This is a genomic window from Psychrobacter sp. WY6 (assembly GCF_018448495.1).
Taxonomy (GTDB): domain Bacteria; phylum Pseudomonadota; class Gammaproteobacteria; order Pseudomonadales; family Moraxellaceae; genus Psychrobacter.
The window spans coordinates 624917-637385 of record NZ_CP049902.1 but is presented as its reverse complement, the minus strand read 5'-3'; the positions used below and the strand labels follow the sequence as shown (position 1 = coordinate 637385).

4 protein-coding genes, 2 tRNA genes, 1 rRNA gene and 5 pseudogenes are annotated in these 12469 nt (G+C 43.2%); 6 read left to right on the top strand and 6 right to left on the bottom strand.

Annotated features, from left to right (window positions below; all coding sequences use genetic code 11):
• Positions 1-97: 97 nt before the first annotated feature.
• Positions 98-839, top strand: a pseudogene (gene hisA, locus G7Y90_RS03130) (1-(5-phosphoribosyl)-5-[(5-phosphoribosylamino)methylideneamino]imidazole-4-carboxamide isomerase).
• Between the two features lie 186 nt (positions 840-1025).
• Here hisA and G7Y90_RS03125 read toward each other — a convergent pair.
• Complete coding sequence (locus tag G7Y90_RS03125; RefSeq protein ID WP_250163355.1) at positions 1026-1181, bottom strand: hypothetical protein; 156 nt, start codon at positions 1179-1181, stop codon at positions 1026-1028.
• On the opposite strand from G7Y90_RS03125, the pseudogene G7Y90_RS03120 reads away from it, so the two are divergent.
• Positions 1134-2539 (top strand): annotated as a pseudogene (locus G7Y90_RS03120) (mechanosensitive ion channel domain-containing protein); the annotation flags it as partial. The gene G7Y90_RS03125 and the pseudogene G7Y90_RS03120 sit on opposite strands and share 48 nt — an antisense overlap.
• A gap of 82 nt (positions 2540-2621) precedes the next feature.
• On the top strand, positions 2622-2900 hold the full coding sequence (locus tag G7Y90_RS03115; RefSeq protein ID WP_250163354.1) for a hypothetical protein: 279 nt from the start codon (positions 2622-2624) through the stop codon (positions 2898-2900).
• Between the two features lie 109 nt (positions 2901-3009).
• Here G7Y90_RS03115 and rnr read toward each other — a convergent pair.
• The 5 genes and pseudogenes from rnr to G7Y90_RS03090 all read right to left on the bottom strand — a co-directional run bounded on the left by rnr (position 3010) and on the right by G7Y90_RS03090 (position 8959).
• Positions 3010-5286 (bottom strand): annotated as a pseudogene (gene rnr / locus G7Y90_RS03110) (ribonuclease R).
• Between the two features lie 141 nt (positions 5287-5427).
• Positions 5428-6670: pseudogene (locus G7Y90_RS03105) on the bottom strand (toxic anion resistance protein).
• A gap of 321 nt (positions 6671-6991) precedes the next feature.
• A pseudogene (gene infC, locus G7Y90_RS03100) lies at positions 6992-7494 on the bottom strand (translation initiation factor IF-3).
• A gap of 13 nt (positions 7495-7507) precedes the next feature.
• Positions 7508-8686, bottom strand: coding sequence for a threonine--tRNA ligase (gene thrS, locus G7Y90_RS03095; protein ID WP_250163353.1), 1179 nt, complete (start codon positions 8684-8686; stop codon positions 7508-7510).
• Between the two features lie 183 nt (positions 8687-8869).
• A complete protein-coding gene (locus tag G7Y90_RS03090) occupies positions 8870-8959 on the bottom strand; it encodes a hypothetical protein (RefSeq protein WP_250163352.1) in 90 nt (29 codons plus the stop codon).
• 1515 nt (positions 8960-10474) lie between these two features.
• On the opposite strand from G7Y90_RS03090, the gene G7Y90_RS03085 reads away from it, so the two are divergent.
• From G7Y90_RS03085 to G7Y90_RS03075, 3 genes are all read left to right on the top strand, one after another.
• Positions 10475-12013, top strand: a 16S ribosomal RNA gene (locus G7Y90_RS03085).
• A 74-nt stretch (positions 12014-12087) separates the two neighbouring features.
• Positions 12088-12161, top strand: a tRNA-Ile gene (locus G7Y90_RS03080).
• A 10-nt stretch (positions 12162-12171) separates the two neighbouring features.
• Positions 12172-12247: transfer RNA gene (locus G7Y90_RS03075), tRNA-Ala, on the top strand.
• The last annotated feature ends 222 nt before the right edge of the window (positions 12248-12469 follow it).

Genomic DNA, 12469 nt, shown 5'->3' with positions numbered 1-12469 from the left:
ACTGATGTTTTTATATATGTTTAGGTGTGTTGAACGTTCAATACACCCTGATTTTTGAATTTACTTTTAAATATATTATTGTTGTGCTTTATAAGGAATGCTATATGTGTGCGTGCCTGTCATTATCCCGGCTATTGATTTAAAAGATGGTAAATGTGTCCGCTTAAAACAAGGCCGTATGGAGGATGATACGGTTTTTTCTAATGATCCAGTGGCCATGGCAGCACGCTGGGTAGAGGAAGGTGCACGTCGACTGCATTTGGTTGATTTGAATGGGGCATTTGACGGCGTACCCGTTCATAGACAAGTGGTAAATGACATTACTAAAGCGTATCCGAATCTGCCTATTCAGTTGGGCGGCGGTGTGCGCAATATGAATACCATTGAGCAATATATTACGGCTGGTTTGACTTATATCATCATTGGTACAAAAGCGGTCGAAGATCCTGAGTTTGTCGCAGAAGCTTGCCGCGAATTTCCGGGTCATATCATTGTAGGTATCGATGCTAAAGATGGCATGGTGCCACTCATGGCTGGGCAAATGTGACGGATACCAAGGCGACCGAGCTTGCGAAGCGCTTTGCAGATGTCGGCGTATCGTCGATTGTCTACACCGATTCAACCGTGATGGCATGATGCAAGGCGTCAACGTTGAACAAACTGTCAGTTTAGCACGTGAAGGCGGCTTGCCTGTGATTGCTTCAGGCGGTGTAACCAATATGAAAGATATCGAACTGCTGAAACCTTATGGCGATTGTATTGAAGGTATCATTACTGGTCGCGCGATCTATGAAGGCACGTTAAACTTGGGCGAGGCACAAGTTTATTTAGACAGTTAATGATTATTGAGCATTCAGTAAAGAAAGATGAGTACGAAAATCTATAAAAAGCAAAGGATGCTTATGAACACCGACTTTGACCGTTCAACGATGCGCGATTTTATAAAAGCGTGCGGTCAAATGCTGTTGTTACTAAGCATCCTTTTGCCTTTCCAGTGTATGCGGCTGGTGAAGAGGTGACTGGTATCACTCTGCATTGGGGATAGATACAGCAGAAAACCCGGCAGCTGATAAACCTTTACTTGATGCGACCTCAGAAGAGGAAGCTTCAGCATCTCCAGTGGTCATACCTGAGCCAGCACCACCGCCCATATCAGTGGTGAGAGCACCAATAATGCGCAAATCGAAACCACTCCTACTCCGCAAAAAGACAATGACATCCGTCAACGTATTCAGGGTATTTTTTCTGAAATAGAAGGTCTGCAGGCTATCAATGTCAGCGTTACGCAAGGTGTTGTCACCTTAACCGAGCGCCGACGAAAAAAGCGCAACAAGCCATTAATTTGACCAACCGCCTGACAGATGTGGTCACTGTCGAAGATCGGATTGATCGTACCCTTGATGTTCAAGACAATGTCACTACCGTTTATCAAGGTCTTAAAGCCCAAGCCAAAAATCTAGTCAAAGCCTTGCCACTCCTATTGGTCGGCATTGTCCTATTTGCATTGGTGACATGGTTTGGTAGTTGGCTGTCTAATCGCAAAAAATGTGGCAGCGGCTCACGCCCAATCCATTTGTCGCCGAATTGCTGTCACAAACCGTTAAAGTCATTTTTATTATTTTCGGTTTGATTCTTGCGCTGAGTTTGATAGGCGCCGAAACCATCTTAGGTACTTTGCTTGGCGGTGCAGGCGTTATCGGTATCGCCGTTGGTTTTGCGGTCAAAGACACTATTGAGAATTACATTGCCTCGCTCATGCTCAGTATTCGCCAACCATTTCGCGCACGTGATCATATTTTGATTAATAATCAAGAGGGGATCGTAGTACGGCTAACCTCACGTGCGACTATTCTGATGACTTTAGATGGCAACCAGTTGCGCATCCCAATGCTGAAGTATTTAAGCAACGATTTTAAACTACACCAAAAATCCAGAACGTCGATTTACCTTTGAGTTAGGCGTTGATGCCAATGATGATCCATTAGCGGCTATCAAGGTCGGACTGGATGCGATACATAGATTAGCATTCGTTTTAGATGAACCAAAAGCAGTGGCTGTCATTACCAATGTTGGCGACTCTAATATCATTTTAGAATTTCAAATTTGGGTGGACCAATCAGATACAGACTTCTCAAAAGCACGCAGTATTGCCATTCGTGAGACCAAGCATGCGTTAGAAAATGAAGGCTTCAGCTTGCCTGAACCGATTTATCGTTTGCGTTTTAATAGTAACTTAGAAAAAGCATTTGAGAATATGCAGGCTAACGCTAACGCTAACACTGATAGTGCTAAGTCAGACATGACAATTACGCCAATCACGCCCAAAGTGCCTGATAAAAACCAGAATGAAGATAATAGCGTTGATGATAAGGACAAAAAACAAGCAAAGGCTCGTGCCAAATTGATTTTACAAGGTCGCAATGCTGATGAGGTGCTTAACGCGCGTCCTGACGACAAACTCATGGAAAAAGTTGAACAGGAAATTGCAGAAAGCTCTGACGAGACTGATTTACTGAATAATAATAGCCCGCAAGAATAATTTGCAAAAACCTGCCAAAAACTAGGCATAAAAATGCAACGAAACGTATATCTGATTATCATTCAAATACGAGACATTTTTTATGCAAATGAAACACTTGATTATATTCGCCCTAGTGGGCATGGTTGCGTTACTAGGTTTTAACCTCATTAATGGCAATCAACGTGAGAAAGATAGAGAAGTAGTCATAAGTGATGCAGGATCTGAGCAATCTCCCGATACAGTGTTACCAAATACTGATGATGTAGAAAGTGGCTCGGTAGATGTCGCGAGCCAGCCACTTGGCAAACAGCCTAAAGCCATTCTCGATAATGCTACCGCGAAAAATAGATCACGCAGGAAGCAGACAAGGAACGTCTAGAACCGATGAGTAATGCGCAATAATGATTTAAATAGTTGTTATAAAATACCACGCACAAAAAGGCCAACGATGACGTTGGCCTTTTTATTATTTAAAGTGTTTACTAACACTAGCTTTTCTTACTTGCGCCTTTACTACGGCTGCCAGTCTTTTTAGCGGGGCTTCTTCTATCAGTACTTTTCTTATCGGTGGCTTTCTTAGAAGGCGCCGCTTCGTTTGATTCATTCACTAGATTGCAATTTGGCTTTTAAATCAAAGTCAATTTGTAGCATCCATATTGACACCAGCAACTTTCACTTTAACGCGGATCACCCATCCGAATAATGTCCCTTTATCTTTACCGATCAGCTGTTGTTGCTGCTCATCGTAAACAAAGAAGTCATCACCGACATTAGAGATGTGAACCAAACCATCAATATATAGTCAGTCAAGGTAACAATAAACCGAAGCTTGTGACTGTAGTGACCACACCTTCGAACTCTTCACCAACATGATCTTTCATATAGTGACACTTGAGCCAAGACTCTACATAGCGTGAGGCTTTTTCGGCACGGCGCTCGGTATCTGAGGTTTGCGTGCCAGCCGCTTCAAGAAAAAGTCCATCACTGGCTGCTGAGTATTGGTCACTTTTGCTTTGATGGCACGATGCAGCATCAAATCAGGGTAACGACGAATCGGCGAGGTGAAGTGGCTATATTCGTCATAAGCTAGCCCAAAGTGACCGATATTGTCAGGCGCATAGTTTGCTTGCATCATTGAGCGCAACAGCATGCTGTGGATACTAATCGCATCGGGTCTGTCTTTGGTGGCTTCAATAATGCGCTGATAATCGGCTTGCGTTGGATTTTCTTCTGGGAAGCTTAAACCAAAGTTCTTTGCGTATTCGTGAATACGCATTGATTTTTCGCCATCAGGTTTGTCATGGTTACGATATAAGACAGGAAGCTCATGCTTGAGTGCAAAGTTCGCTGCACAAGTATTGGCCAGCAGCATACATTCTTCAATGAGTTTTTGAGCATCACCGCGAGTACGCGGTAGGATTGCTTCGATACCACCTTTCTCATTGAACTTAATGTAGGTCTCAACTGTTTCAAACTCCATTGCATGGCGCTCTTCACGCTTTTTAAGCAGCAGCTCATACAATTGATGTAAGGTATCGACAGATTTTTTGACGTCTTTATTACCCGTGAGTGAGTGAGGTACGCTCTTATCTTCTGGATTCTCAAGATAAGCGTTCACTTGATTATACGTTAAACGTGCTTGATGACACAGGATAGAACTCATAACCAGTCACTTTGCCTGCCCGCGATATTTTGATATCGGCGACCATACAAAGACGGTCACGGTCAGGATTCAGTGAGCACAGACCATTAGAGAGCACTTCAGGCAACATTGGAATCACACGATGCGGGAAATATACGGACGTACCGCGCTCGTAGGCATCTTTATCAAGTGGCGAGTTTGGTGTAACGTAATAACTGACATCAGCAATCGCAACTAAGACACGATAGTTGCCACCAGAGCGTTTTTCAGCAAATACGGCATCATCAAAATCACGTGCATCTTCACCATCGATAGTCACCAGCGGCAAATCACGCAAATCTGTACGACCTTTTAAATCTTTTTCAGTCGGCTCTTGATAATCGTTGGCTTGCTTCAGTGCTGCTTCGCTAAATCTGATGGGATATCATAATTAAGTAAGGTGGTCTCAATAATCAGTTCGCGATCATTGTCATCAGACAGTACTTCAGTGATTTTACCCGTCGCAAATTCATGCTGATTTGGCCAATCAATAACATCAACCTTAACAGGAGAGCCTTGCTTGGCATTCATCGCTTGTACATTTTCTTCAGTAACGGTAATCGGCTGGTGATTATTTGGACTACCAAGCTCGACACAGTAGCCGTCTTCATCACGCGCTAATGTACCAATGAAGTTATTTTGACGACGTTCAACGACATCGACGATACGTCCTTCTGTGCGCCCGCGATTGTCTGTCGATGTACCGACTGCATCTACAGTGTCACCGTTGAAAACCCAGCGCATTTGCTTTTCATGTAAAAACAAATCTGGCATATCGCTTAATAATACAAAGCCAAAGCCTTTAGGATGTGCAGACACTGTACCTCTGACGACATTGCTTGGTCACCGTGCGATAGCGATAAGGACGACCGTCGCGGTTTACTTGTCCATCACGTGCCATCGCTTTTAGGCGATTGCCTAAAGCGTCAAACTGGTCTGGGTCATCAATATTAAAGGCTTTTGCCAATTGTTGATGCGTGACTTCACCATGCTCATTAATCGTACTGAGTATCAGTTCGCGACTAGGGATAGGATTGTCATATCTTTTTGCCTCACTTGAGGCGTTTGGATCGTTCCAACTCATAAATTACCGTATCTATTTTTAAAATTATTAATAATGGCTATCTTAACACGAACGACGTTGCAATATCTTGCGTCAATTGTCTTAAGTGTATTTGGTAGCAGGAAGTGGCCACCTTTAATAGGCAACAACTATTAAAACAAATCAAATGTCGATATCGACTGTACTTGATCTATTGGTTATCTTTTTACTGTCTATCTCTTTCGACACTTCTAATACTGTTGTTTGATTAGACTTATCCAAGTATTTCTGAGCCTTATCAACTTCAGTAGTCAAAGTATTGACCGTCTGTTTCATGTTCTCTAGCGCTTCAATTTTATAATTGCTAATCATATCCATCGTATCATAGACGTTATTGAAAGCGTTTTGCAATTTATCAAGCTCAATGCTGCTACTGGTCGCATGCTCATGGATTTCACCTGACTGACGTTTTAGCATCGCTGAGGTCGATTCAATTAAGCTACTGGTGGTTTTATTTAAAGCAGTAATTTGATCAAGCACCAGTTTTTGATTGGTCATCGCTTGTGCAACCACGACCGCTGTACGTAGTGCAGATACGGTGGTTGTGGTGGCTCGATCAACGCCTTTTATCAATTCTAAGTTATTGCGGCGAATGGTATCGAGCGCTAAATAGCCTTGCACGTTCACGGCTAACTGAGTTAAAAAGTCGGTGTTTTTTGACGCACATAAAACAACATCTCTTCTTTAATAATGCGTGCTTTTTCGGGATCGGTCGCTTCTATCGCATAAACCTTCTGTTCTAACTGCTCATCAATCTTTTTGCCGACATAAACGTATTGGCGTATGGATTGCATCAGCTCCCACATATTGACTTTTTCTTGCTCAATCATCGCATTGTCTTTGAGCAGCTCATCCTTACCATTATATAGACTGGTTACTACGGCGTTGATATGTGATTGTGCCGATTCATATTGACGGAAGTAATCCTGTACTTTATTGCCAAATGGGATGAGACCGAATAACTTACGCGAGCTGGTCAGCTCTTTTTACTGGGATCTAAATCTTCGACGATGCCGCGCAACTCAGTCAATGACTTGGCGATAGGGGAATTATCAAACAAGCTGTCATTGAGGCTTTTGGCGGGTAAATCAAGCATACGATTAGACACTTGGGCTGATTCACGAATCTCTTTGGTGCCGAGATTATGAATCGATTGCACATTTTGCTGAAACTCAGCACTGTGCACAGAATTATTAATCACATGATCAACAAAGGCATCGACCTTGGCATCAAGTTCTGGGATTTGGCTGTCATCCAATTTGACCATCTGATCTGCTTCGCTTTTTTGTATTTCTCTAACAGGTTCAGGCGCGGTTAGAGAAATACTTGGCGTCGTTGCGTTTTCTGGTGGGGTCAATTCTTGCATGAAATTTCCTTCAATATTGGATAAAAGTAGTGTTTTTGTCAACGACTCTGATGGTCGTGATATACGTTATTTTTATACACTTACTAGAAATTTTTAATAAATGCTGATTAGCAAATATAAAACAGACCTTTAGATTACCGCGTAATCAAATGGTTGAGAAGGTAGGTTTTGTAAAATAGAGTCAGCCAATTATATCTGACTAAACATATTTAAAAGAGATATGTATCTATGCACACAATAAAAAACCATCAATATCCCGCAGTATATTGATGGTTAAGGTTATACATATCTATATTGACTAACAGCCATCTAATAAACAGATTACTTTTTCTTAGTTGGCCCAAGCAGCATACCCATCTGACGACCTTCCATCTTAGGATATTGCTCAACGTTAGCAATCTCAGCAGTATCTTCGATAATACGATCTAGCTGCTTGCGACCAATCTCTTGGTGCGCCATTTCACGGCCACGAAAGCGAATACTGATTTTAACTTTGTCTTGGTCTTCCAAAAAGCTGACGATTTTTTTCAGTTTAACCTGATAATCAGCTTCTTCAGTACTAGGACGCAGCTTCATCTCTTTTAGCTGAGTTTGCTTTTGGTTCTTTTTAGCTTCTTTCGCTTTTTGCTTTTGATCATAGAGGAAATGCTTATAATCCATGATTTGCATACTGGCGGTTTGGCTTCAGGAACCAATTCGACCAAATCTAGACTGTCCTCACGTGCCGCTTTCATCGCGGTTTCGATATCGACCACGCCCATCTGTTCGCCGTCTTCTTTAACGAGACGGACTTCTTTGGCTGTGATATCTTCGTTGATGTTCAAACGGTTTGACTGTTTAATAGGTATTACTCCTCATCTGTTTTGGGGTCTGTCGGCCTTTGTCGCTGACAGCGGTCTGTACTAATGTAATAAATTCTGGAACACTCATCACGCCAAGGTTTTCACCTTCACGAGTACGGACATTGACACTGCCCGATTCGACTTCTTTATCCCCTAATACTAGCATATAGGGAACGCGTTCTAATGTTTTCTCTCGTATCTTAAATCCAATTTTCGTTACGCAAGTCACTAATAGCTCGCAAACCTGAATTTTGAGTTCGCTGACCACATTTTCACAAGCATCTGCCTGTTTATCAGTGATATTCATCACCACCCCGGTGTTGCGCGCTAGCCAAACGGGCATCCAACCAGCATAGTTTTCAATCAAAATACCAATGAAGCGCTCGAATGAACCTAAGATGGCACGGTGCAACATAATAGGTACTTCGCGCTCGTTTTGCTCATTGACGAATTCGGCATCAAGGCGCTCAGGCATGTTTGGGTCAACCTGAATCGTACCGCACTGCCAGACGCGACCTAAAGAATCTTTCAAACTAAATTCAATCTTCGGACCATAGAATGCACCTTCACCGGGCAGATAAGCCCAATCTAATCCTGAGCTATCTAATGCATCGGCCAAAGCTTTCTCTGCAAAATCCCAAGACTCATCACTACCAACCCGTTTTTCAGGGCGAGTCGAGAGTTTCATAATGATATTGTCAAAACCAAAGTCTTCATAGACGGCAAGGGTTAGTTTAATAAAGTCAGCGACTTCTTGCTGGATTTGCGACTGTGTACAGAAGATATGTGCATCATCTTGGGTAAAACCGCGTACACGCATCAAACCATGTAGCGAACCTGATGGCTCGTTTCGATGGCATGAGCCAAACTCTGCCATACGTAATGGTAAGTCACGGTAAGATTTTAGACCTTGGTTAAAGACTTGCACGTGGCACGGGCAGTTCATTGGTTTTACCGCATAATCACGATTTTCGCTGGCAGTCGTGAACATGTTAGTCGCATAGTTACCCCAATGACCAGAACGCTCCCATAAACTACGATCTACGATTTGCGGTGTTTTAATCTCTTCGTAGCCATTATCGTTTTGTACTTTACGCATATATTGCTCAAGCACTTGGTAAATAGTCCAACCGTTTGCATGCCAAAACACCATACCTGGTGCTTGCTCTTGCATGTGAAAACAAGTTCAGTGCCTTACCGATTTTACGGTGATCACGTTTTTCTGCTTCTTCGATACGCTGAATATAGGCTTTTAGGTCTTTCTTATCCGCCCATGCTGTACCTAGATACGTTGCAGTTGCTCGTTCTTGGCATCACCGCGCCAATATGCAAGACATTTTGGTCAGTTTGAATACTTTTAAAATCTGGTGTTTGGCACGTGCGGACCACGGCACATACCCACATACTCTTGATGATGATAGAGACCAAAGGCTTCTTCGCCTGGCATATCGTTATCAGCTTAAGCTTATAGCTTCACCACGTTCTTCAAAGATTTTAATGACTTCATCGCGTGGCGTTATTTTTTTGATAAACGTCATAATCTTGCTTAATCGCTCCATCATGCGTTTTTCAAGGCTGCCATATGCTCTGGTTGTAAACGGCGTTTCGCTATAAATGTCATAATAAAAACCATCATCGATAAACGGGACCAATCACCATTTTTACATCAGGATATAACTGCTTTAACGGCATGACTAATAGGTGAGACAGAATGGCGAATGATATCGACACCGTCATCATCTTTTGGTGTCACGATTTCAACTTAGCATCATGAGCATAGGGTCGTGCGCATCAACTAGATGACCATCTACACGCCCGGCGACCGTTGCTTAGCCAATCCTGCACCAATGCTTTGTGCCACTTCCATGACGGCCGGTGGTGCTACCTTCGAAGTTTTTTACGCTACCATCGGGTAAAGTAATCGCTACCATAATCTATTCACCTTTTGCGTCCGTTGGCAGTGATGATTGCAACCATCAATCATATAACCGCAAGACTGCGTCAATTAATTTATCCAACTGCTATGATATGTTATAAGAGATAGATATCACTTAAAGGCAAAATTTCAAACAATCAAACCGTTTGAACAATCAAGGCTAAAAGAAAGCCATTAAGCAATATATAAAGTCAGCTATTATCAAAACTGTGTATCAACACTAGATAGTAAGGGATTAGGTCGGCCTCTATATTAGATGCTATCTATGCGAATATCAAGAAGTGTAACATCATAGTTAAAGGACACAGCGAAGGCAATTATCAATAAGCAGATAAATATGTCAAAAAGTCAGTATAGAGCTTCAAAGTTTTTAGCTTAAAGTAAGTTCTTAATGGCAACTCTATAGATGACAATTAATGAATCGATAGATACTGTTTAAAGCTGAGTCATTATTTACCGTCTAATTTAAAAGAATTAAATGAATGTCAATCTTAACCCATTGAAAACTATGTATTATTAAAAGTCCATCAAATAAACCCAAAAACCTCTGATAAAGCGGTTGACACCCCTGTCAGAATCTATATAATACGCCCCACAGCAAAGGAAGCTAAGCAGTAAGTTAACCAACTTATTACTTAGATTACCAAGCTAAGACAAAACATAAAAAAGCTTGACAAATCAAATCATTATGATAAGATAGTCGGCTCGCTAGATAGCTTAACCCGTAAGGGATTGAGACTAAACAGCAAGAGAGATACCCTATATATCAGTTACTGGACGACAGTGATTGAGCACTATTTAAAAGCATAACTAAAGAACAACTTGTGTGGATTTTTGCTGATTCAGAATGCTAAAAAATAAAGTTGGTTTTAACTCCTTTTCGGAGTTCATTCTAACTATAAAAATTATCATTTAAGACAGCAGAAAAACTCAAAGTTAATTCATTACGAACATAATTTTTAGCGATTTTGCCAGATTAGATGAGCCAAGTTTAGAAGCTTCTTTAAAGAGCTTCATAGCAAGATTAAACTGAAGAGTTTGATCATGGCTCAGATTGAACGCTGGCGGCAGGCTTAACACATGCAAGTCGAGCGGAAACGATGATAGCTTGCTATCAGGCGTCGAGCGGCGGACGGGTGAGTAATACTTAGGAATCTACCTAGTAGTGGGGGATAGCACGGGGAAACTCGTATTAATACCGCATACGACCTACGGGAGAAAGGGGGCAGTTTACTGCTCTCGCTATTAGATGAGCCTAAGTCGGATTAGCTAGATGGTGGGGTAAAGGCCTACCATGGCGACGATCTGTAGCTGGTCTGAGAGGATGATCAGCCACACCGGGACTGAGACACGGCCCGGACTCCTACGGGAGGCAGCAGTGGGGAATATTGGACAATGGGGGAAACCCTGATCCAGCCATGCCGCGTGTGTGAAGAAGGCCTTTTGGTTGTAAAGCACTTTAAGCAGTGAAGAAGACTCCGTGGTTAATACCCACGGACGATGACATTAGCTGCAGAATAAGCACCGGCTAACTCTGTGCCAGCAGCCGCGGTAATACAGAGGGTGCAAGCGTTAATCGGAATTACTGGGCGTAAAGGGAGCGTAGGTGGCTCTATAAGTCAGATGTGAAATCCCCGGGCTTAACCTGGGAACTGCATCTGAAACTGTAGAGCTAGAGTATGTGAGAGGAAGGTAGAATTCCAGGTGTAGCGGTGAAATGCGTAGAGATCTGGAGGAATACCGATGGCGAAGGCAGCCTTCTGGCATAATACTGACACTGAGGCTCGAAAGCGTGGGTAGCAAACAGGATTAGATACCCTGGTAGTCCACGCCGTAAACGATGTCTACTAGTCGTTGGGTCCCTTGAGGACTTAGTGACGCAGCTAACGCAATAAGTAGACCGCCTGGGGAGTACGGCCGCAAGGTTAAAACTCAAATGAATTGACGGGGGCCCGCACAAGCGGTGGAGCATGTGGTTTAATTCGATGCAACGCGAAGAACCTTACCTGGTCTTGACATATCTAGAATCCTGCAGAGATGCGGGAGTGCCTTCGGGAATTAGAATACAGGTGCTGCATGGCTGTCGTCAGCTCGTGTCGTGAGATGTTGGGTTAAGTCCCGCAACGAGCGCAACCCTTGTCCTTAGTTACCAGCGGGTTAAGCCGGGAACTCTAAGGATACTGCCAGTGACAAACTGGAGGAAGGCGGGGACGACGTCAAGTCATCATGGCCCTTACGACCAGGGCTACACACGTGCTACAATGGTAGGTACAGAGGGCAGCTACACAGCGATGTGATGCGAATCTCAAAAAGCCTATCGTAGTCCAGATTGGAGTCTGCAACTCGACTCCATGAAGTAGGAATCGCTAGTAATCGCGGATCAGAATGCCGCGGTGAATACGTTCCCGGGCCTTGTACACACCGCCCGTCACACCATGGGAGTTGATTGCACCAGAAGTGGATAGCTTAACCTTCGGGGGAGCGTTCACCACGGTGTGGTTGATGACTGGGGTGAAGTCGTAACAAGGTAGCCGTAGGGGAACCTGCGGCTGGATCACCTCCTTATAGATGGCATTCGGTCAGCAAGAATTCACACAAGTTGTTCTTTAGTTTAAGCTTACGTTTTAAAAAGCGTAATTGGGTCTGTAGCTCAGCTGGTTAGAGCACCGTGTTGATAACGCGGGGGTCAGTGGTTCAAGTCCACTTAGACCCCCATTTTATATGGGGCCATAGCTCAGTTGGTAGAGCGCCTGCCTTGCACGCAGGAGGTCAACGGTTCGACTCCGTTTGGCTCCACCACTATAGACGAATAAGCTTTAAGTGCTAATAGTATAAATAGAAACAAGTGATTTATCTTTGAATAAAGACACGATTACTTCTTTCTGTTTTATACAGAATCTGTGACTCGACGAGAGCATAGACTATTTAAAAACATAGATATGAGTCTGGGTTAGGAAGAGCGTGTTCACGCGCACTTCCTAACCTTAATCACTCACCTCTTAACGACATCAGTTGTTATCC